This is a genomic window from Propionicimonas sp., assembly GCF_034927565.1.
Classification (GTDB): domain Bacteria; phylum Actinomycetota; class Actinomycetes; order Propionibacteriales; family Propionibacteriaceae; genus Propionicimonas.
The window spans coordinates 76,567-98,183 of the sequence record NZ_JAYFPT010000047.1 but is presented as its reverse complement, the minus strand read 5'-3'; the positions used below and the strand labels follow the sequence as shown (position 1 = coordinate 98,183).

The 21,617-nt window shown below is 68.3% G+C and carries 20 protein-coding genes; 6 read left to right on the top strand and 14 right to left on the bottom strand.

Translation table 11 applies throughout. From position 1 onward, the window contains the following. Window positions 1–103: 103 nt before the first annotated feature. From VB080_RS09725 to VB080_RS09710, 4 genes are all read left to right on the top strand, one after another. Window positions 104–400 carry a nucleotidyltransferase family protein gene (locus tag VB080_RS09725; protein WP_323418238.1) on the top strand — a complete coding sequence of 99 codons (297 nt, stop codon included), beginning with the start codon at window positions 104–106 and terminating at the stop codon, window positions 398–400. Continuing rightward, window positions 387–806: a hypothetical protein gene (locus VB080_RS09720; RefSeq protein WP_323418237.1), complete on the top strand. Its 420-nt coding sequence runs from the start codon at window positions 387–389 to the stop codon at window positions 804–806. Before VB080_RS09725 ends, VB080_RS09720 begins: the two co-directional genes overlap by 14 nt. A 114-nt stretch (window positions 807–920) precedes the next feature. Next, window positions 921–2,156, top strand: a complete 1,236-nt coding sequence (locus VB080_RS09715) for a Fic family protein (protein ID WP_323418236.1) — start codon at window positions 921–923, stop codon at window positions 2,154–2,156. A gap of 773 nt (window positions 2,157–2,929) precedes the next feature. Continuing rightward, window positions 2,930–3,403: an Rv3235 family protein gene (locus VB080_RS09710; RefSeq protein WP_323418235.1), complete on the top strand. Its 474-nt coding sequence runs from the start codon at window positions 2,930–2,932 to the stop codon at window positions 3,401–3,403. A 15-nt stretch (window positions 3,404–3,418) separates the two neighbouring features. Here VB080_RS09710 and secA read toward each other — a convergent pair whose 3' ends face one another. The 6 genes from secA to hpf form a co-directional block, all read right to left on the bottom strand. Further along, entirely contained in the window at window positions 3,419–6,211 is a 2,793-nt protein-coding gene (secA, locus tag VB080_RS09705; RefSeq protein ID WP_323418254.1) for a preprotein translocase subunit SecA, read from the bottom strand. Between the two features lie 146 nt (window positions 6,212–6,357). Next, window positions 6,358–7,161 (bottom strand): amino acid ABC transporter ATP-binding protein, encoded by an 804-nt coding sequence (locus VB080_RS09700; RefSeq protein WP_323418234.1) that lies wholly within the window; start codon window positions 7,159–7,161, stop codon window positions 6,358–6,360. Next, the gene (locus VB080_RS09695; protein ID WP_323418233.1) at window positions 7,158–7,961 is read right to left on the bottom strand and encodes an amino acid ABC transporter permease; all 804 of its coding nucleotides are present in this window, start codon (window positions 7,959–7,961) and stop codon (window positions 7,158–7,160) included. Before VB080_RS09695 ends, VB080_RS09700 begins: the two co-directional genes overlap by 4 nt. A gap of 57 nt (window positions 7,962–8,018) precedes the next feature. Then, window positions 8,019–8,888, bottom strand: a complete 870-nt coding sequence (locus VB080_RS09690; protein WP_323418232.1) for an ABC transporter substrate-binding protein — start codon at window positions 8,886–8,888, stop codon at window positions 8,019–8,021. 278 nt (window positions 8,889–9,166) lie between these two features. Continuing rightward, window positions 9,167–10,339, bottom strand: a complete 1,173-nt coding sequence (locus VB080_RS09685; protein WP_323418231.1) for a winged helix-turn-helix domain-containing protein — start codon at window positions 10,337–10,339, stop codon at window positions 9,167–9,169. 25 nt (window positions 10,340–10,364) lie between these two features. Continuing rightward, window positions 10,365–10,991 (bottom strand): ribosome hibernation-promoting factor, HPF/YfiA family, encoded by a 627-nt coding sequence (gene hpf, locus VB080_RS09680; RefSeq protein WP_323418230.1) that lies wholly within the window; start codon window positions 10,989–10,991, stop codon window positions 10,365–10,367. 270 nt (window positions 10,992–11,261) lie between these two features. On the opposite strand from hpf, the gene VB080_RS09675 reads away from it, so the two are divergent. Further along, the gene (locus tag VB080_RS09675) at window positions 11,262–12,569 is read left to right on the top strand and encodes an ammonium transporter (protein WP_323418229.1); all 1,308 of its coding nucleotides are present in this window, start codon (window positions 11,262–11,264) and stop codon (window positions 12,567–12,569) included. A 3-nt stretch (window positions 12,570–12,572) separates the two neighbouring features. After that, window positions 12,573–12,911, top strand: a complete 339-nt coding sequence (locus tag VB080_RS09670; protein ID WP_323418228.1) for a P-II family nitrogen regulator — start codon at window positions 12,573–12,575, stop codon at window positions 12,909–12,911. A gap of 1 nt (window position 12,912) precedes the next feature. Here VB080_RS09670 and VB080_RS09665 read toward each other — a convergent pair whose 3' ends face one another. The 8 genes from VB080_RS09665 to VB080_RS09630 all read right to left on the bottom strand — a co-directional run bounded on the left by VB080_RS09665 (window position 12,913) and on the right by VB080_RS09630 (window position 21,581). Then, the gene (locus VB080_RS09665; protein ID WP_323418227.1) at window positions 12,913–13,626 is read right to left on the bottom strand and encodes a ComF family protein; all 714 of its coding nucleotides are present in this window, start codon (window positions 13,624–13,626) and stop codon (window positions 12,913–12,915) included. 115 nt (window positions 13,627–13,741) lie between these two features. Then, window positions 13,742–15,499, bottom strand: a complete 1,758-nt coding sequence (locus tag VB080_RS09660) for an LpqB family beta-propeller domain-containing protein (protein ID WP_323418226.1) — start codon at window positions 15,497–15,499, stop codon at window positions 13,742–13,744. Then, the gene (mtrB, locus tag VB080_RS09655; protein WP_323418225.1) at window positions 15,483–17,051 is read right to left on the bottom strand and encodes an MtrAB system histidine kinase MtrB; all 1,569 of its coding nucleotides are present in this window, start codon (window positions 17,049–17,051) and stop codon (window positions 15,483–15,485) included. The genes VB080_RS09660 and mtrB overlap by 17 nt, the downstream gene beginning before the upstream one ends. Next, on the bottom strand, window positions 17,048–17,755 hold the full coding sequence (gene mtrA / locus VB080_RS09650; protein WP_323418224.1) for an MtrAB system response regulator MtrA: 708 nt from the start codon (window positions 17,753–17,755) through the stop codon (window positions 17,048–17,050). The genes mtrB and mtrA overlap by 4 nt, the downstream gene beginning before the upstream one ends. A gap of 139 nt (window positions 17,756–17,894) precedes the next feature. Continuing rightward, on the bottom strand, window positions 17,895–18,455 hold the full coding sequence (locus VB080_RS09645) for a YqgE/AlgH family protein (protein ID WP_323418223.1): 561 nt from the start codon (window positions 18,453–18,455) through the stop codon (window positions 17,895–17,897). A 63-nt stretch (window positions 18,456–18,518) separates the two neighbouring features. Next, the gene (locus VB080_RS09640; RefSeq protein WP_323418222.1) at window positions 18,519–19,775 is read right to left on the bottom strand and encodes a family 1 glycosylhydrolase; all 1,257 of its coding nucleotides are present in this window, start codon (window positions 19,773–19,775) and stop codon (window positions 18,519–18,521) included. A gap of 10 nt (window positions 19,776–19,785) precedes the next feature. Then, entirely contained in the window at window positions 19,786–20,643 is an 858-nt protein-coding gene (locus VB080_RS09635; RefSeq protein WP_323418221.1) for a carbohydrate ABC transporter permease, read from the bottom strand. Further along, window positions 20,643–21,581: a sugar ABC transporter permease gene (locus VB080_RS09630; RefSeq protein WP_323418220.1), complete on the bottom strand. Its 939-nt coding sequence runs from the start codon at window positions 21,579–21,581 to the stop codon at window positions 20,643–20,645. The genes VB080_RS09635 and VB080_RS09630 overlap by 1 nt, the downstream gene beginning before the upstream one ends. Between the last annotated feature and the right edge of the window lie 36 nt (window positions 21,582–21,617).

Below are 21,617 nucleotides of genomic sequence, written 5' to 3'. Positions count from 1 at the left end.
GGCAAAACTGCCATGCGTCCGACTTCTGGCCCGCTGACCCGGTGTTCTGCCTCGACCCCTGTCTGACGGCTCTCCACAGATCGTGCACGATAGACTTTTGGGTATGACGATCGTGCCGGTTGACCAGGAGCGTTTGCGGACGCTGTGCCAGCGCTACGGGATCGCGCGGCTGGACGTCTTCGGCTCGGTTGCTCGCGGCACGGCCACCGAGAACAGCGATGTCGACCTGTTGTACACGCTCGCGCCGGGCGCTCGGCTCGGATGGGCCATCGAAGACCTCGCCGTGGAGTTGACCGAGATGCTTGGCCGGCCCGTCGATCTGGTTTCCCACGGCGCGTTGAACCCGCGACTCCGTGATGCCGTCATTCGGGAAGCGCAGCCGCTTTATGCAGCCGCGTGATCTGCTGCTGGCGGAGATGATCGACGCCGCCGAGCAAGCCCGGTTGCTGGTCGCGGGGCTGAGCGCCGAGGCAGTCGCCCACGACCGGCAGCGTCGGGACGCGCTGCTGTGGAACTTCACCGTGCTGGGCGAAGCGGCGGCGCAGGTGGTGGGCAGCAGGTCGAACTGGTGCCCGGGCCGGTCGAGGGCGTGGCTGCGGATGGCGTCCTCCAGCCGGGACGCGTGCTGTTCCATCAGGCGCTGGCCGACCCAGCCGCCGATCTCCACGCGTTGGGGGTTGGTGAGGTTGGCCGGCCCGCCGAGGGCCTGGCCGAGGATGTCGATGGTCTCGTCGACGAGCTGTCGGGCCGCGGGTTCCGGCGAGGCCAGCAGGGCGCCGATGGCGCGCCAGCCGGTGCCCTCGTAGCGGCCTCCGACGTCCGACCAGGCCTGCAGGCTTCGGCCGGGTCGTGGGCGACGCCCGGCACTTGCCAGGTACCCGTGAGTTGTGGACCACTTTACTAACGGTTACGATTTAACTGTGAGTAAGGATGCTCCACCACCAACAGAAGTTGCCATCCCCGCGGTCCAGGGCGAAGAGCACAACTGGCGTGTCGATCACCATGGCTCCCCGGCATCTCGAACCGCTCTCGCGGCCGCGAACGGGCCGTACCTGTCGGCGATCCCGGCCCGGATCGCCGAATACGAACCTCAGTTGCCAGCCTCGCTGGCCGCCGACCTCGCCGAAGCCGAAGCCGCGCTGAGCCAGTTCGACCAGTACTCCCGCCTCGTGCTTGGTTTTGATGACCCCAGGATCGGTCCGATGAGCAGCATCCTGCTCCGTACCGAGTCGACGTCCAGCTCCCAGATCGAGAACCTCACGGTCGGCGCCAAGCAACTCGCGCTCGCCGAACTCGGCCAGGCCAAGTCAGACAACGCCCAGACCGTCACCGCCAACGTGCGCGCGATGGAGGCCGCGCTGAAGCTCGCCGACAACCTGGACGAGAGCTCCGTTCTGACCATGCATCGAGAACTTCTCCTGGGCCAGGCGGGCTGGGAGGGTCACGCTGGGGCCTATCGGGAAGGCCTGGTGTGGGTCGGAACGTCCGCTTTGACTCCGAGGGGCGCTTCGCACGTTGCGCCGCAGCCAGAGAGGATCAAGCCGGCGATGGCCGACCTGGTCAGGTTCATGCAGCGGCAGGATCTCCCCGCGATCGCCCACACTGCGATCGCCCACGCCCAGTTCGAGACGATTCACCCGTTTGCCGACGGCAACGGACGAACCGGCCGTGCACTCGTGCACGCCATGCTGCGCGCCAAGGGGGTCATGTGTTCAACGACCGCCCCCATCTCAGCCGGACTCCTCCGCGACACCGAGGGCTACTTCGACGCGCTCACCGCGTACCGCCGAGGCAATGCCGGATCGATCATCGCCACTTTCACCGACGCATCGCTGTTCGCCGCCCACTCCGGAACTGAACTGGTTGACAGCCTCGCGGCCCAGGTTGACGACGCACGCCAGAGGATGTCCGGCATCAGGTCAAACGCTGTCGCCTGGCGGGTGCTGCCCCACCTGGTAGCCAACCCGGTGATCAACGCCCCGTTCCTGGTTCGCAGACTCGGGATGAACGAGATGGCCGCCCAGCGGGCCCTCGACCAATTGGTCCGCACCGGCGTTCTCGTGGAGCGGTCAGGGTTCCGGCGCAATCGCATCTACCAACATGACGGCATCCTCGCCGTCCTCGACGTGTACGCCCAGCAGCTACGCCGGAGTTAGAGAAGTGCCCACCTCACGTCAAGTTGATCGCGAAACCTGACCGCGTGCCTCACGTGTTTTGATCGTGTGTGGGCTGGTTCGCTGCGGGTGGGTGACTGGTCCTGCGTACCCAGCGATCCTTGCGGCGGTTTGGCTGGTTCTCGCGCTGGAGGTCGTGGGTAGGGGCGGGCGGTAGCCTTCCCGCGGCAGTCAATCACGATCCGCGGGTACCAGGTCGAGGTCACCGACCCGTCCGCCCCGGTCGTCGAGGTGCCCTTGACCTGTTTGTAGTGACGCCAGCCGTTCTTGTCGCCCTCATCGGACGATTTCATCCCGATCCCGATCTTCGTGCCCGAGTCCAGGGCCGTCTTGATTTGTGACGTCAGATCCCACTTCTGGACGTAGGACGCGTTGCAGACATCCTCGTGGCCCACGGCGTAGTCGTTGTTCACGCTGCCGGACTTCCACGACGTCTGGCTACTCCAGGTGGTGCTTGAGGACGCCTGAGTGGTCACGCCCGCGGTGACGCTCGGGCCGAAATCGGTGTCCTTGCAGTCATGCTGGGGCGAGTGAACCTGCTTGGCAGCCGTAGATGATTCTGCGCCGGTGCACCAGGATCCGGATTTGGTTCCTCAGCCTGCACAGGCGACGCGAGTCCGAGTATGCCTAGCGCCAGCCCCAGCGCCGAGACCCCGATAAGCGATCGCCGTCGCCCCGCGGCTATCCACAGGGCAGCTGCGCGCGGTGTCTGCCGACTGGCACCGTGGGAGCTTCCCTACTCCGGAGGTGTGGTCATGAAACCGGTCGTCTCGGTTCGCCCGGCCCCGCCCAACCGGCCGGTCGCCCACCGGGTGCTGGAACCGGTCCGGCAACCCGGGGCACACCCGCTGTTACCGCTGACAGAAACCGACCCACAGCCGATCCCGCAGCTCGACCCTGCACTGCACCGGCTGGCGCGGGGTATCACGGCAGCCGTGGTCGAGACACTGGCCGGCCGGCGCTCGCTCCACCAACTGGCCGCCTGGCTCGACAACCGGACCCGTGACCGGCTCGACCAGCTGTGCCACAGCCTGTCGGCACCCGGTCTGCGGTTGCGGTCTGTCAGGGTCCAGCAACCCCACGACCGTGCTGTGGAGGTCGCGGCTGTGCTTGCCCTGGACGGACGCTGCTGCGCGGCAGCACTGCGGCTCGACCTGAAGGCAGGACGGTGGCGGGTCAGCAGCGTGGAGTTGGCGCTGCACCCTTCCCGGGCTCGGCGGGCTGCCTGAGCCCCGGGGCACCCCTCAGGCGACCGCCCCAGGACGGCCGTGGCACAGCTTGTACTTCTTGCCCGAGCCGCACGGGCAGGGATCGTTCCGCCCGACCCCGGCGTAGGGGTCGTCAACGGTCGCCGTCCGGGTCGCGGTGGTCTCGCCGGTCTCGCTGGGCGCGGAGTAGTTCACCGGCCGCTGCGCCCGGGGCTGCAGGCCCTTTGCCTGCAGGGTCGGACGCCTGGTCAGCTTCGACTCCTGTGCCATCGACGAGCGGGCAAGATGGCTCTCCTGCGCCCCGGGAACGTCCGGGTCGGGCCCGGTGGCGACCACGCCGGCCGGCTCCGGTTCGCGCTGCACCTGGACGTTCAGGTTGAACAGGAACCCGACCACCTCCTCCATGAAAGCGCCCATCATGGCGTTGAACATGTCGCCGCCCTCGCGCTGGTACTCCACCAGCGGGTCGCGCTGGGCCATCGCCCGCAGGCCGATGCCCTCGCGCAGGTAGTCCATCTCGTAGAGGTGTTCGCGCCACTTGCGGTCAAGCACGCTGAGCAGCACCTGACGCTCGAACTCGCGCATGGTGTCCTCGCCGAGCAACTCCTCGCGCGCCCCGTAGGCGGTCTGGGCGTCGGCCTGGAAGTCCGCGACCAGTTCCTCGACGGTCAGGTCGTTCTGCCTGCCCTCGTACTCCTTCAGCTCAAGGCTGACCGGGTAGAGAGTGCGCAACTGCGTCCACAGCGCGTCGAGATCCCAGTCGTCGGCAAAGCCCTCGGTGGCGTTGCGGACGTACTGCTCGACCACGGTGGCGACCGTGCCGCGCAGCTGGGCCTCCACGTCGGCGCCCTCCAGGACGCGCCGGCGGTCGCCGTAGATGGCGTGCCGCTGGCGGTTCATCACGTCGTCGTACTTGAGCACGTTCTTGCGCATCTCGAAGTTCTGCGCCTCGACCTGCTCCTGGGCCTGCTGGATGGACTTGGTCACCCGGCTGTGCTCGATCGGCACGTCCTCGGGGATCTTCAGCGCGGCCATCACCCAGTCGATCACGTCCGACTTGAACAGCCGCATCAGGTCGTCCTCCAGGGAGAGGTAGAACCGGCTCTCCCCCGGGTCGCCCTGACGTCCGGAACGACCCCGCAACTGGTTGTCGATCCGGCGGGATTCGTGCCGCTCGGAGCCCACCACGTACAGTCCGCCGAGTTCCACGACCTCGTCGTGCTCGTCGGCGACCTGCGTCTCGATCTCCTTCAGCGTGGCTGGCCAGGCGGTCTCGTACTCCTGGGGGTCCTCGACCGGATCGATGCCCTTGTTGCGCAGCACCTGGTCGGCGAGGAACTCCGGGTTGCCGCCCAGGATGATGTCGGTGCCACGGCCGGCCATGTTCGTGGCCACGGTGACCGCGCCCTTGCGTCCGGCCAGCGCGACGATCGCCGCCTCACGCTCGTGCTCCTTGGCGTTCAGCACCTCGTGCTTCACGCCGGCCTTCTTCAAGGCCTTGCTGAGCAGTTCGGACTTGGCCACCGAGGCGGTGCCGATCAGGATCGGCTGGCCCTTGGCGTAGCGCTCGGCGACGTCAGTGACGACCGCGTTGAACTTGGCCTGCTCACTGCGGTAGATCAGGTCGGTCTGGTCAACCCGGATCATCGGCATGTTGGTGGCGATCGGCAGGACGCCCAGGCCGTAGATCTTCTGGAACTCCGACTCCTCGGTCTTGGCGGTACCGGTCATGCCGGAGAGCTTGTTGTACATCCGGAAGTAGTTCTGCAGTGTGATCGTGGCCAGCGTCTGGTACTCGTCCTTGATCTCGACGCCTTCCTTGGCCTCCAGCGCCTGGTGCAGGCCCTCGTTGTAGCGGCGGCCGATCAGGGTACGTCCGGTGTGCTCGTCGACGATCAGCACCTCGCCGTCGAGGATCACGTAGTCCTTGTCGCGCTTGAACAGCTCCTTGGCCTTGATGGCGTTGTTCAGGTACGAGATCAGCGGCGTGTTCACGCTCTCGTAGAGGTTCTCGATGCCGAGCCGGTCCTCCACGGCGGTGATGCCGGGCTCCAGGACCGAGACCGTCCGCTTCTTCTCGTCCACCTCGTAGTGGACGTCGCGGCGCAGGCCGGCGACCAGCGTGGCGAACTCGGGATACCACGACGAGTTGTCCTCGGCCGGGCCGGAGATGATCAGCGGGGTACGCGCCTCGTCGATCAGGATGGAGTCGACCTCGTCGACGATGGCGAAGTTGTGGCCGCGCTGGACGCAGTCGTCCAGCGAGAGCGCCATGTTGTCGCGCAGGTAGTCAAAGCCGAACTCGTTGTTGGTGCCGTAGGTGATGTCGGCGGCGTAGGCGTCGCGGCGCTCGGCCGGGGTCATCTGGGACAGGATCGCGCCCACCCGCAGGCCCAGGAAGTGGTGGATGCGGCCCATCTGCTCGGACTGGAATTTGGCCAGGTAGTCGTTCACCGTGACGACGTGGACGCCCTTGCCCTCCAGGGCGTTCAGGTAGGACGCGAGCACGGCGACCAGGGTCTTGCCCTCGCCGGTCTTCATCTCGGCGATGTTGCCCCAGTGCAGCGCGGCGGCACCCATGATCTGGACGTCGAAGTGCCGCTTGCCGAGCACCCGCTTGCTGGCCTCGCGGGCGGTGGCGAAGGCCTCGGGCATGATGTCGTCGAGGCTCTCACCGGCCTCCAGCCGGCGCCTGAACTCGTCGGTCTGACCACGGAGCTCTTCGTCCGACATCTCGATGAAGTCGGGTTCGATGGCGTTCACCTGGTCGGCGACCACGCTCAGCTTCTTGAGCTGGCGGCCTTCGCCCATGTGCAACAGCTTGTCCATAAAGCCCACGGCGCTCATGCTCCCTGGTTGTAGTCATTATTCGGCGGACCCATCTTAGGCGGCATTGCGCAGGCTGCCGACCGCCGACCCCAATCGGGGCCGGCACGGTCGGCGGACGCTGCGATGTCCCGGTCAGCCGGGCTGGCTCATTCGGGCTCGGTCTCTCCCAGTTCGGCGACATGCGTCGGATCGAGCACCCGCTTGAGGAAGACCTGGGTCCGGGTGTTCTGCGGGGCGTTGATCAGGTCTGCCGACGGGCCCTGCTCGACGATCACGCCGTCGTCCATGAAGATCGTCCGGTCGGAGACGTCGCGAGCGAAGGACATCTCGTGGGTGACCACCATCATGGTCATCCCGGCCTCGGCGAGATCCCGCATGACGGTCAGCACGTCGCCGACCAACTCGGGGTCGAGTGCGGCGGTCGGCTCGTCGAACAGCATCACCCGCGGATCCATCGACAGTGCCCGGGCGATCGCCACCCGTTGCTGCTGGCCGCCGGAGAGCTTGGCCGGGTGGTAGCTCATCCGGTCGGCCAGGCCGACCAGTTCCAGGTTCTTCTTGGCGATCTCGATGGCCTCGGCCTTGGAACGCTTGAGCACCTGGCGCTGGGCGATGATGCAGTTGCCGATCGCGGTCATGTTCGGGAACAGGTTGAACGACTGGAACACCATCCCGACGTGAGTGCGCACCTGGTTGAGTTCGACGTCAGGATCGGTCATTTCCGCGCCCAGCAGCGTGACCGAGCCCTTGGTGGGCTGTTCCAGCAGGTTGACGCACCGCAGCAGGGTCGACTTGCCCGAGCCGGACGGGCCGATCACGCAGACCACCTCGCCCTGCTGGACGGTCAGGTCGATCCCCTTGAGCACCTCGTTGTCGCCGAAGCTCTTGTGCAGATCCCTGATCTGGATCGGCGGTTCGGTGGAGTTCAGGTCCGGGAAGAGGTTGCTCATCGCTTCGGGTCCAGCTTCTTCTCGAGCTTGCCGACCAGCCAGGTCAGCGGCAGGGTGACGATCAGGTAGGCCGCAGCGACCATCACGATCGGGGTGGCGTTGCCGGTGGTGCTCAGCGCATCCTGGCCGAAGGTGGTCAACTCCTTCTCGGTCACCGCGAACCCGGCGGCGAACAGCAGCGAGGTGTCCTTCAGCAGCATGACGAACTCGTTGGTCATCGGCGGGATCACAATCCGCATGGCCTGCGGGAGTACCACCCAGAAGGTGGTCTGCCCCGCACCCATGCCCAGCGATCGAGCCGCCTCGGTCTGTCCGACCGGCACCGCCTGGATGCCGGCCCGGACGATCTCTGCGGCATAGGCGCCGGTGACGATGGTCAGGGCGACGATGCCGGCCCCCGGGCCGCCACCGGGAATCTGGAACCCGTTGAAGGCGATCGGCAGCACATAGGCAGCGGTGAAGATGGTCAGCAGCGCCGGGATACCGCGGAACAACTCGATGAAGGCTGACGCGAACCAGCCGAGCGGGCCACCGCCCAGCTTCATGATCGCCAGCAGCACCGCCAGGATCGAGCCGAGGATGAAGCTCGAAATGGTGTAGATGAGGGTGTTCTTCAGCGCCGTGGTCAGGATCGCCGGCCACATCTGGAGGGCGTATTCCGGGTTGAGGAACTGCTGCTGGATCTGCTGCCAGTCCACGAGGAGGGCGATCACCAGCAGGACGACCACGGCGACGACGTAGGAGGCCGACCTCCCCAGACGTTTCCGGGTGGTCGGTTTCAGGTACGGGAGAACGCTCACGTCAACTCCGTCACTCACGCCGTGGGGGGGGGCGGGCAGCGCCACCCCACACCCGGCTCAGCCGAAGTACTTCTTGTAAAGGGTGTCGTAGCTGCCGTCCGCCCGGAGCGCGGCAAGCTGCTCGCCCACCGCCGCCAGCAGCGCTGGCCGCTTGCCCTTGGCGAAGGCGAAGCCGTACTGCTCGTTGGTGTTGTAGGTCTCGACCACCTTGTAGGTCGGGTCGTCCACCTCGTGCTGGTGGTTGACCGGGTGGTCCTGCAGCAGCCCCTGCACCTGGCCGGCCTTCAGCGCGATGAACATCTTGCCGTCATCGGGGAAGTCGACCAGCGTGGTGTCGGAGGGAGCATTCTCGGTGGCGTAGTGCTTGCCGGTGCTGCCCTTCTGCACGCCGATCCGCTTTCCGGCAGTGCTGGCGAGGTCTGTGATTCCGGAGTCGGCCTTGACCAGCAGCGACTGCAGCGAGTCGTAGTACGGCTCGGCGAAGTCGAGGTTCTTCTTGCGCTCGTCGGTGATGGTCATAGCCGAGGCCGCCATGTCACAGGAGTCCGCCGCGAGCGCAGTGCCGGACTGCAGGGCGTCGAAGTTGGTGACCACGACCTTCAGGGTCAGGCCGAGTTTCTGGGCGATCGCGTCCACGACCTCGATGTCGAAGCCGGTGTAGCCGCTGGGGCTGCTGGCGTCCTCGTATTCGAAGGGCTTGTACGGAACGTCAGAGCAGATCGTCAGGGTTCCCGGGGTGACCAGTTCCAGATCGGCTGCGGGAGCCGAACTCTCCGATGGTGCAGTAGAACTCTCGGACGCTGAGGTGCTGGGGGCTGGCGCCGAACTGCTGGGCGCAGCCGGGGTGCCGGTGCCGGAACAGGCGGTCAGGGCGGTCAGCGCCAGAGCGGCGAACCCTGCCACGAGGGCGGTCTTCTTGAGGAGCATTGCGAGACTCTTTCTGAGACGACTTGTCCCAAAACGGGACGCAGGACGGGTAGACGCTAGCGCCACCAGATGAAGGTGACGTTACAGCGCCCGCATCCGGCGAATCGCGCAAGTCTGCCTGCTGAACCACCCCCCAGTCCAGCCCCCCGCCCCACCCCGCCCCGTCCCGTCCCCCCGTCCCCGTCCCCCACGTCGAGCGCCACCCTTCGCGTCGAGCACTCGTGCCAGGGGACGGGCGCTCGACGCGAAGGCAGGCGCTCAGTGTCTCGGGGGCGGGGTCAGGGGCGGGGGGTGAGGGCGGCCAGGGGGGCGGCCAGGGTGCCGACGGGGCGGACCAGCACGTCGGTCAGGCCGAGCCAGTCGGCCATTGAGCGCAGGGTCTGGGCCAGTCGTCCGGCGGTCTCGGCCTCGGGCGCTCCGGGCTCCAGCCAGGACGCCTGGACGAGCAGCGCCCCGGCCTGCCGGTCGGCCTTGAGGTCGACCCGGGCTGCCACCCGTTCGTCGGTCACGAACAGGTAGACGTAGTAGCCGTACACCCGCTGCGCTGCCGGGGTGTAGATCTCGATCCGGTAGTCCACCCCGAACAGGTCGGCCAGCCGGGAGCGCTCGAAGACCAAGGAGTCGAACGGGCTCACCAGGGCATCAACGGTGAGCCGGCGCGGCAGCCGGGCCTGATGCCACAGGTAGCTGCGCCTGCCCCAGCCGCGCACCGGGGTCTCGATCAGCTCACCGGCATCAGCCAGGTCGGCGATCGCCGACCGTGCCCGGTCGAGACTGAGCCGGAAGTAGTCGGCCAGGCAGCGGTCGGTGGCGATGCCCAGCGCGGCTGCGGCCCGGCGCACCAGGATCCGCGCCGCCTCGGCGTCGTCCGGGGTGGGAGCGGCCGCTACCGCGGCCGGCAACACCCGCCCGGGCAGGTCGTAGAGCCGTTCGAACTGGGCGTTGCGTCCCGCGGCGGTCAGCTCACCGGTGGCGAACAGCCACTCCAGGACGTGCTTGGCTTGCGACCAGTTCCACCACGGCGCCCGCACCCGGTCCTCCGGGTGCTCGATCTGCCGCGCCGTCAGCGGGCCACGCTCCCCGACCAGATCGAGAACCTGCTGCTCCAGGTGCGGGTGCTGCACCCGGATCTTCTGGATCGCCGGCCACGGCTCGCCACGGCCGTGCGCGGCCATCCGGAACCGCAGCGCCGGCTGCAGCCCGACATCGATCAGGGAGGCGGCATGCCCCCAGTACTCGAACAGCCGGCGTGGCGCCCGTCCGGCTGCCCGGTCCAGCAGAGCGGTGTCGTAGGGCCCCAGCCGGGCGAACAGCGGCATGTAGTGCGCGCGCACCGCCACGTTGACCGAGTCGATCTGCACCTGGCCGATCTGGTCGACCACCCGCTGCAGCTGCCGCGGGCCGACAACGGACGGGGCGGCGACCCCGAAGCCCTGCGCGGCGAGGGCCACCCGCCGCGCCTGGCCCGGGGTGAGTTCAGCCCTGCTCAGCCCTGGCTCCTTCGACGCTGAGGTGCAGGACGCCGTAGTCGTAGGCCTTGCGGCGGTACACCACGCTGGGCGCCTTGGACTCGGCGTCGACGTAGAGGAAGAAGTCGTGGCCGACCAGTTCCATCTCGTCCAGCGCCTGCGCCAGGGTGAGCGGCACCGCCTCGAAGAACTTCTCGCGCACCACCAGCGGCCCGTCCCCGTGCACCTCCAGGCCTGCCACCTTGCGAACCTCCGGACGCTCGTCGTCCACCGGTTCGGCCAGCGGGGCCTCAACCGCACCGGCCAGCGAACCGGTGCCCCGCAGCCCGCGGTGGGCCTTGCGGCGATCGGACGCCCGGCGCAGTTGCGCCTTCAGGCGATCCAGGGCGTGGTCGAAGGCGACATTCTTGTCCTCGGCGGACGCCTCGGCGCGCACCACCGGTCCCTTGCTGCGGAGGGTGATCTCGACATGGGTCGACTGGTCCGGCTGCCGCTTGTTCGGGTGCGCGGTGACCTGGACCTCCACCCGGATGACACGATCCTTGAGTTTCTCGATCGAGGCGAGCTTCTCCTCCGCCCTGGTCCGGAAATCGTCCGGGATCTGCAGGTGGCGGCCGGTCACGAGGACGTCCATGTCAACCTCCTTGGTAAGGGCGGGCGCCACCGGTCGGCGACGCCCCACAACAACGAAAGGCACCCAACCCTCCCACTGTCCGAACTGACAGGTGGAGGCTGCGTGCCATACCGCAACGTTAGTCGCCCACTGGGGCGTTTACCATCAACTCACCCACCGGGCGCGCCCGAGCCCACCGATCCGCTCCCGCAACAAGGCTGTAACAGTGCCTAACGGTGTCGTAACACCCGAACAATCCGGGTGTAACAGCCGTCCTGCAATCTCGGGGCCATGATTCTCGAACTCAACTCGGGCGACACCGCCTGGGTCCTCACCAGCGCATCACTCGTGCTGCTGATGACCCCCGGTCTCGCGCTCTTCTACGGCGGCATGGTCAGGGCCAAGAGCGTTCTGAACATGATCATGATGAGCTTCTTGTCGATTGGAATCGTCGGGGTGCTGTGGGTGCTGTACGGCTACAGCATGTCCTCGGGCACCTCGATCGGCGGCTTGATCGGCAACCCGCTGGAGTACTTCGGCCTGAACGGCATCATCGGCACCCCCGATGACGGCGTGCCGACCTTCGCCGGCGTGGCTTTCGGGTCGACCTTCGCCATCATCACGGTGGCGCTGATCTCCGGTGCGATCGCCGACCGGGTCAAGTTCAGCACCTGGGCCGTGTTCAGCATCATCTGGGCGACCCTGGTCTACTTCCCGGTGGCCCACTGGGTGTGGGGCGACGGCGGCTGGATCGGCAGCCTCGGCGTGATCGACTTCGCCGGTGGCACCGCGATCCACATCAACGCCGGCGCCGCGGCTCTCGTGCTGGCACTGGTGGTCGGGCCGCGGCTCGGGTTCGGGACCCGGCCGATGCGCCCGCACAACATGACGCTGGTGATGCTGGGGGCAGCGCTGCTGTGGTTCGGCTGGTTCGGGTTCAATGCCGGGTCCGCCGGCGCCTCGGACGCGATCGCCTCGCTGGCCTGGGTGAACACGCTGGTCGCACCCGCAGCCGCCATGCTCGGCTGGCTGGTCGTCGAAAAGCTGCGGGACGGCCATGCCACCTCCCTGGGTGCCGCCTCGGGCATCGTCGCCGGCCTGGTCGGGATCACCCCGGCCGCCGGCTCGCTGAGCCCGCTCGGCTCCCTCGTCCTCGGCGTGGTGGTCGGCGTGGCCTGCGCCTACGCCGTGGGCCTGAAGTACAAGTTCAACTACGACGACTCTCTCGACGTGGTCGGCGTCCACCTGGTGGGTGGTCTGGTCGGGACCCTGCTGATCGGTCTGCTGGCCGACCCGGCGATCCCCGACAATGCGGCCGGCCTGTTCTACGGCGGCGGCTTCACCCAGCTCGGCCTGCAGGCGATCGGTGCCTTCTCCGCCATGGCGTACTCGCTGGTGGTGACCCTGATCATCGCGTTGATCCTGAAGGCCGCCATGGGCTGGCGGGTCAGCGCAGCCGACGAACTGGGCGGCATCGACCTGGCCGAGCATTCCGAGGTCGGCTACGACCTCAGCCCGGTCTACTACTCCAGCAAGGTGCAGCGCACCCTGGTGTTGAGCGCCGACGACGTCCCCACCAACGAGAAGACAGGAGCCTGACAAGTGAAGCTGGTCACAGCAATCATCCAGCCCGAGCAGCTGGAGAACGTCCAGAAGGCGCTGGTACGCCACGGCGTCGGCGGTATGACCATCAGCGAGGTCAGCGGCTACGGCCGTCAGCGCGGCCACACCGAGGTCTACCGCGGAGCCGAGTACACCATCGACTTCATCCAGAAGGTCAAGCTCGAGGTGCTGGTGGACGACGAGGAGACCGAGGCCCTGGTCGGGGTGGTCCTTCAGGCGGCCCGCACCGGCCAGGTCGGCGACGGCAAGATCTGGGTCGTGCCGATTGACGCCGTCGTCCGGGTACGAACCGGCGAGGCCGGCAGCGAGGCTGTCTGACTCACCACGGTTGAGGCGCGGGAATCCCGGTCGGGGAGTTCCCGCGCCTTGCCGTGTGGGCGACGGTCGCCGCACCCAGCACCGCTACCCCGGCGCTCGCTGCCGCAGCACCGATCGCGCTGAGGGTGGCGCCGGTGGTCACCACATCGTCGACCACCACCACCGAACCGGCGGTCCCCACCCGCCAGGTGTAGGCGCCGCTGGAGTTGAGCACCCGTGCCTCCCGTCCCAACCCCGCTTGGTCGTCCGGCACGCGGCCCAGCCCCACCGCCCGCAGTACCCGGACGGTCGCGCCCTGCCGGCTCAGCCGCCGGGCGGCCCGGCGGGCCAGGACGAAGGTCAGGTCGAGGCCGCGCTCCACCACACGGGAGTGCGCCGACGGCACGGGCACCAGCAGGACGGGGGTGGCCGTCGCCGGCGCCGTCAGCAGGACGCCCGCCACCGCCCGCGTGAGCAGGTCACCCAGCACGGGCAGGTGGCCCAGCGCTCCCCGTTCTTTGGTCGCCAGGATCACCCGCCGCAACCGGTCGGAGTACTCCCCTGCCGCCATGGTCGGCGGGAAGCCGGGCAGGGAACGGCTCACCGGCACCGGGCGCAACCCTTCCAGGGCGTCGCGGCAGGCCTGGCACAGGCCCAGAGCCGTCACACCACAGCCCGCGCAGCGCGCCCCCAGCACCAGGTCGCCCAGCGCGTCGCGCACCCCACGGAGTTCCATGCCGGCAGTGTCGGCAACCGGCCGGGCGGCGGTTCAGTTGTCCACAGCCGCTGCCACGAGCTCGCCAGGCCGCCCCGGGCAGCGAACGGGGGTTAACCGCCCGCCAGCCTCCGGCTCAGCCGGCGTAGGCCAACGCCGTCACCTCGCCGGCGGTGGATTTCCAGTTGAAGTCGCCCTCTGAGCGGTAGACATTGGTCGCGTTGCGCACCACGGGTTGCTGCTGCGGGATCACCGCCAGTTCGGTCAGCCCGCTGACCTGGTTGGGGCCGATCTCGTCGGAGGTCGAGGCGTCCTGGTCCACCCGCACCACGCTGGTGGTGCGCTCGGTGTCGTGGTGGGAGACCAGCACCAGCAGCTGGGTGGCGGTGTTCCAGCCCACGTCCAGCAGCCGCACGCCCGCCTCGGGCACCGCCGTGATCGGAATCGGCCGGAAGCTCTGCAGCCGGACGCCGTCCCCGTCCCGGACGATCCGGGCGATCCCCAACTGGTCGGTGTCGGTGTCGGCAGCGCGCAGCACCAATGCCATCCGGGTGCCGTCCGGGGAGATCCGGAAGGCGATCACCGGGTCGGAGGGCATCGCGTCGGTGGCAAAGTCGACCGGGTTGTTGGCCAGGTCCTCGAAGACGTGGAAGGCCGAGGCATCGGCGCCTGCCTCCAGCGCCCACAATTCCTGCTGGCGGGAGTAGGCCGGGCGTTGCAGCGTGGTCCCCTCCAGCAGCGTGGTGGCGGCGGAGCCGTCCGCCGTGGCGGTGACCAGCCTGGTGCCGTCCTCACTGACCGCGGCGAACTGCAGCAGGTCGGCGCGCACCGCCAGCGCGGACGCCTGGGTGATCGCCGGTGCGGTAGCCGAGGACTGGGACCACGAGGTCAGGTCGCGGACGTCCCGCACCTGCCCCGACTGGAAGGCGAACAGCCTGCCCGCCGCCTGGGGATCCACCGGCGCGATCCGGCTGAAGTAGTCCCGCACCAGGACGGTGTTGGGCGTGCCCGGCAGCGGCAACGGCGTGCTGCCGGCGTTGACCTGGATCCCGGTGATCTCGGGCAGTTGGGTGAGCGCCCAGGTGAGCTCGGCGAGCAGGATCCGCCGCTCGTCGGAATCGAGCGAGAGCGCCGTCGAACTCAGCTGCACCGAGACCACCCCGGCGGAGGCCGGCTCCACCCGGTCGGCCACGATCCCCTCGGCGACGTCCGGACGCACCGCCGGGGTCAGCCACCAGCCGGGGCCGTCCAGCTGTGCCCGTACCACGTCGAGCGGGGTCGCGTCGTTCAGCGGAAAGTACCGCGGGTCGGGCACCAGGGTGGTGCCGGTGGTGTCCAGGAAGTACAGGTTGACCGAGGAGTAGTTGTTGGTCAGGTCGTAGCGCGAGATCAGCAGCCCGTCCGGCGGCGCGGAGATCCGCCACTGGTCATTGCTGTCGTGTACCAGCCCGAAGTCGTGGCTGAGCCGGCCGGTCTCCTGGCTGAACTCGCCGTTGGCGTTCAACGAGCCCAGGGTCGGGGTCGACAGCACCACCGAGTTCTCCGTCTCCCGCGGCGGGGTGCCGTCGGCGTAGACCGTCGTGCGTGACTCCGGATCCCAGCTACGGGCGGCGGCGGTGGTGAGGTACTGGCGAGCGATCGCGAACCCGGCCTGGTCGGTGCCCATCGCGTGCAGGAAGCCTTCCACGATCAGCATCGGCGATGCCCCCTTGGCCGGCGGGACGGGCGCCACCCGTACGCTCGAGTTGGCCGGCTCGTCGCCGAACTGGTGCTCCTCCACCGGTCCGGACGTCGGCACCGTCGCGCAGCCGACGAGCAGCACGCCGACCAGACCGGCGACCGCCGTGCGGACCAGCCGCGGGCTGCCAAAGGACCACCTAGGACGCGACCGCATGACCCACCTCCTGGTTCTCCGGCGGCGGCACCAGCGGCCACGGCGAGGGACCCGGGGCGCGACCGGCCCGGCGTGGCAGGGTGAGCCGGAACTGGGCGCCCACCCCCGGCTTGCCCCATGCCTCCAGCGAACCACCGTGGAGCCGCGCGTCCTCCGACGAGATCGACAGCCCCAGCCCGGTGCCGCCGACCCGCCGGCCGCGGGCCGGGTCGGCGCGCCAGAACCTGTCGAACACCTGTCGCGCCTCGGCTGCGGTGAGCCCCACCCCGTGATCGCGGACGGCGATCGCCACCGTCTCGCCCTCAGAGCGGACGTGCACCTGGATCGGCCGGTGCTCGCCGTGCTCGATCGCATTGGTCAGCAGGTTGCGGACGATCCGCCGGATTCGCCGGGAGTCGACCTCCGCCACCACCGCCTCCGGGGCGTCGATCGTGATTGTGGTGCCGAACTCCACGGCCAGGGGCGCCACCGCATCGATCTCCTCGGCCACCAAGGTGACCAGGTCGGTGAAGTCGAGGGTCAACTCCGCGGCGCCGGCGTCGAACCGCGAGATCTCCAGCAGATCGGTGAGCAGATCCTCGAACCGGTCGAGCTGGGCCGAGAGCAGCTCGGCCGAACGGGCGGTCGGCGGGTCGAACTGGTCCTTCTTGGCGTGGATCACCTCGGCGGCCATCCGGACCGTGGTCAGCGGCGTCCGAAGTTCGTGGGAGACATCGGAGACGAACCGCTGCTGCACCGCCGAGAGGTTCTCCAGCTGGGTGATCTTCTTGTCGAGTTCGGAGGCCATGTGGTTCATCGAGCGGGCCAGCGCCGCCTGGTCCTCCGTCCCGATCACCGCCATCCGGTCCTCCAGATGACCGGCGGCCAACCGCTCGGCCGCCAGCCGGGCGGCCCGGACCGGACGCAGCACCAGCATCGAGATCAGGTACACCGTCAGTGCCAGCCCGACCAGCAGCAGTGCTCCGGTCGCCCAGGTGGCCTGCTGGACGGCGGCCAGGGTCTGGCGCTCCTGGAGCGTGGAGAACAGGAAGAACACCGGGTAGGAACTCGAGCCCGGGGCCCGCAGCCGGGCCGCCACCACCAGTCCGGGCTCGGGTTCACGGCCGTCGGTGAAGGTGATCAGTGTCGGGGTGCTCAACAGGCCGTCGCCGGTGGCCATCGCCGTCCGGATCCGGTCGGGGATGCTGGCCGGGTCCAGGCCGCTGGTCGCGACCAGCGAGAGCGGGGTCTCCACCACCACGAAGTACTGGTCGCCGACCTGGCCACGGTTGGTCGCCTCCCTGGCCAACCTGGTGATCCGTTCGTTCACCGAGGTGGTGCGCAGATCGGTGGCGTTCAGGTCGCGCTGCATCACCTGCACCACCGCCGAGGCCTCAGCCACCGAGGCCTGGGTCTTGCCGGCCAGGATGCCCTTGGTCGACTGGTCGAGCAGGAACAGGCCGGTAGCGGTCAGGATGGCGATCGAGGCCGCGATGGTGATCACCACCACCCGGAAGGGCAGCGATCTCGCCCACAGCTTCAGCGGCGCGAACCACGCCCAGCGTCCGCTCATGAAGCCGGACGGGGCTCCCCCGCGCGGTAGCCGACACCCCGGACCGTGACGATGATCTCGGGGCGTTCCGGATCCCGCTCCACCTTGGACCGCAACCGCTGCACGTGGACGTTGACCAGCCGGGTGTCGCTGGAGTGCCGATAGCCCCAGACCTCCTGCAACAGCACCTCGCGGGTGAAGGCCTGCCGGGGCTTGCGGGCCAGCGCCAGCAGCAGGTCGAACTCCAGCGGGGTGAGCGAGATCTCCTGGTCGCCACGGCGCACCGTGTGCTCGTCGACCCGGATCGTGATGTCGCCGATCCGCAGCACGTCCTCCTCGGTGTGGATCTGGCGTCGCAGCCGGGTCTTCACCCGAGCGACCAACTCCTGGGTCTTGAACGGTTTGGCGACATAGTCGTCCGCCCCGGCCTCGAGACCGTGGACCACATCGGTGGTGTCCGACTTCGCCGTCAGCATCACGATCGGCACGCCGGACTCGGCGCGGATGTCCCGGCAGACGTCGACGCCGTCGCGTCCGGGCAGCATCAGGTCGAGCAGGACGAGATCGGGCCGGTACTCCCGGAAGGCGTCCATCGCCGTGTCACCCACATGGCACAACCTGGCCTGGAAGCCTTCGGAGCGGAGCACGATGTCCAGCATCTCGGCCAGTGCTTCGTCATCATCGACGACGAGGATCCGCGGCGGGTTGCCGTAGGCCTCTGACATCAACCACCCTCCCTTGGTAGTTTCGGGCCGAGTCTACGCCGACCAGTGAAGCTCCTTGTGGGGCTTTGCGAAAGCCCCACCGGAATCGGCTGTCCAATGCCGCCGGGCAGCGGCAGCGGTTGGCGCCCGGCGGGAGCCGCTAGTTGGACTCCGGGTGGTCGGTCCAGGTGGACAGCAGCGCCAACTCGCCGCCCTGGCGGCGCAGCACCCGCCGCCACAGGGTGGCCGGCTCGGGATCGAAGACGTCCGCGGGACGGGCCTGGCTGAGGTGCCACATCCCGAACTCCAACTCGGTCTCCAACTGACCGGCATCCCACCCGGAATAACCGGCGAAGACCCGCAGGTCGGAGTAGGCGCCGTCCGCGATCTCGACCGGGGTATCGAGGTTCAGCAGGCCGATCCGGTCGAACAGCGGACGCCAACCGGGCGGATCGTCGCCGGCCTCGCGGGGCCGGGCCAGGCAGACCGCGCCCTGCTGCGACACCGGGCCGCCGTCGAAGAGCGTGCCGGGGGCGTTGACCAGCGGTGCCCACTGGGGCAGGGCGCTCTCCAGGCTGACATCGGTGACCTTGTTCAGCACGACGCCGACGGTCCCGGACTCGTCCGCGTCCAGGATCAGCACGACGGTGGTGTCGAAGACCCCGTCGGAGATGCTGACACCGGCGATCAGCAGGGTGCCCGCCTCGATGACCGCGTCCATCGGCCCACCTCCTTACCGGCACCAGTCTGGCACGTGGACCAGAGTGCCCCGGTGGGAAGCAGCTCAGTCCGCGACGGCTCCGCCGTCCCGCGCGGCAGCGGCCAGCTTCTGGTAGTGCCGATAGGCCCGATTCGGGATCCGCTGCAGGCGGTTGTCCGGGCCGCGGACCAGGTCGACCAGCCCGAACTGGATGCGGAAGTCGTCCAGCGGACGGGTATCGAAGCGGTACTCCCATTCGAACATGTCGAGCATCGGGAACCAGAAGCCGGCGACCAGGTCGATCCCGTCACTGCGTAGTTCGGCCACCGCTGCGGCCAGGTCGTCGAGCCAGGCGATCTTCTCCCCCGGCTCGGCCGACGGACGGGAGGTCTCGGTGATCGCCAGCGGCAGGCCGTAGCGGGCGTGGTAGCTGCGAACCTGCTCCAGCAGGCCGGCCCGGCCGGCCTCGACCGGGAAGCTGCTGCCGGTCGCGGGGTCGAAGCCCTGTCTGGTGAAGCCCGGGTAGTAGTTGATCCCGAGCACGTCGGGCAGCACCGGGGTGGCCGCGAACTCGTCGAGTTGCTCCGCCCTGGCGCCGTGCGTGAGCAGGTAGGGACGCAGCGGGTGGTCGGCTCCCACCCGTCCGAAGAGCAGGTCGGCCATCACGAACCGCCACTCGTCGAGGAAGTCCTTGGGCCGGCCCGGCCCGAAGTCGCCGGTCCACTGGAAACCGGCCTCGACAGCGACGATCGTGGCGCCCGGATCCGCCTCGCGGATCGCCGCCTGGCTGCGGCGCATACCGTCCACCAGGATCATGGCGAGCCGGACGAAGCCGCTGTCGCCACTCAGGTAGGGCGGCCAGCCGCCGCGGTAGCCGCACCACTCGGCGTTCACCATCGGCTCGTTGAGCGGGGTGTAGTCGCTGAACACCCCGCGGTACCGACCGGCGATCTCGCCGGCGTAACGGGCGACCCGGTCGGGGTAGCGCGGGTCGAGAAAGGCGTTCTCCAGCCACAGCGGGGTGCCGTAGTGCATCAGGTCGACCACGCAGCGCAGCCCCAACTGGTCCAGGGTTTCGGCGACCTCGTCGATCCAGCGGAAGTCGAACCGTCCCTCGGACGGCTCGGTCAGGTACCACGGGATGCCCCAGCGGATCAGCTCGGCGCCCGACTGCGCGGCCAGGGCGAGGTCGATGCGCCAGTTGTCGTAGTGCTGGGTGAGCTCGTACAGGTCGAGCTTGCGGTGGCCCGGACGCTCCTGCGGGATGAAGGTGTCCTCAATGCCAACGCCGTAGTGGAAGCGTCCGTCGGCGTACCAGGCCGGGCCGGTGGCAGTTGTCACAACAGTCCTCTCACTTCATACCGGTGGTGGCGATCCCCGCCACGAAGGATTTCTGAATGACCAGGAAGAAGATCACCACCGGGGCCAGTGCCAGCACCGAACCGGCCATCAGCAGGCCGTACTCGACGACATGCTGCCCGACGAACATCGACAACCCGGCCGGCAGCGTCGAACTCTCGATGTCGGCGGACATGATCAGCGGCCAGAGCAGGTCGTTCCAGTTGTACTGGAAGTGGAACAACCCCAGGGTGAGCAGCGCCGGCCGGGCGAGCGGGGTGATGATCCGGCCGAAGATCCGCCACTCCGAGGCGCCGTCGACCCGCGCGGCCTCGTCCAGGTCCTTCGGCAACGACAGGTAGAACTGCCGCATGAAGAAGATGCCGAAGGCATTGGTCATCCGGGGCACGATCATGCCGGGAAGGGTGCCCGCCAGCCCCAAGCTGCCCAGCAGATCGTAGAGCGGGATCAGGGTGACCTGGAAGGGCACCATCAGCAGGATCATGACCAGCACGAAGACCGCGTTCCGGCCGCGGAACTCCAGCCGGGCCAGGGCGTAGCCCATCATCGAGTCGAACAGCAGCGAACTGATCGTGACGCCGCCGGCGAAGATGATCGTGTTGAGGTAGAGCCGCGCGAACGGGATGGCGTTCCAGATGTCCACGAAGTGCTGCAGGGTCAGCGCCCGGGGGAACAGGCTGGGCGGGAACTGGACGACATCGGCTTCCGGCTTGAAGGCAGTCAGCACCATCCAGATCACCGGGAGCAGCACGATCAGACCGATCGCGATCCCGCACAGGCCGAGCACCCAGCTGTGCAGGGACTCGTTCCGAAGCCGGGTGGAGCGCACGGGGAGGTCTGTCCGGGTCATCAGTAGGTCACCGCCCGCTTGCGGAAGTAGCCGAACTGCAGCATCGACAGGACGAACACCAGCACCATCAGCACCCAGGACACCGCCGCCCCGTAGCCGAGTTCCAGGTTCTGGAAGCCGACCCGGTAGATCAGCATCACCAGGGTCTCGGTGGTGAAGAAGGGCCCGCCGTGGGTCATCACCTGGATCTGGTCGAAGACCTGGATCGTGGCGATCACCGCCATGATCGTGACCAGCATGGTCTGGTTGGACAGCAGCGGCCAGGTGATGGTGCGGAATCGGCTCCAGGGCCCGGCGCCGTCAATCCGCGCGGCCTCGTACAACTCGCCGGGGATCGACTGCAGCCCGGCCAGGTACATCACCATGTAGAAGCCGACCGACTTCCACACCCCGACGATCATCACGGCCGGCATCGCCAGCGACGGATCGACCAGCCAGCCCTGCTGGGCCACGATCCCCACCTTGCCCAGCCAGTAGGTGATCAGGCCGATGTTGCCGTCCAGCAGGAAGGACCAGGCGAACGAGATGATGGCCATCGAGACGATGAACGGCAGGAAGATCGCCGTCCGCACGAAGCCCCGGGCGACCATCGGCTGGTTGAGCAGCAGCGCGAGCAACAGTGCCAGGATCACGGTGAGGGGGGTGACCACCACGGCGTACAGCGCGGTGTTGCCCAGCGCGTTCCACACCTCGTCGTCCTGGAACAGGTGCACGTAGTTGTCGAGGCCGATCCAGCGGGCGGGCTGGATCCGGTTGTACTCGGTGAACGACAGGTAGGCCGACTGGATCAGCGGCCACACCATGAACACCGCGATCACCACCAGCGACGGCGCCATGAACAGCCAGGCGGTGCGCTCGCGCCGCAGCCGGGCTGCGTTCCGGCGCCGCCGGGGTCTCGCGCCCGTCCCGACTGACGCCTCGGCCACAGCTCGTGACATTGTTCACTCTCCCTCCGGGTCGAGGGGGCCGACGCG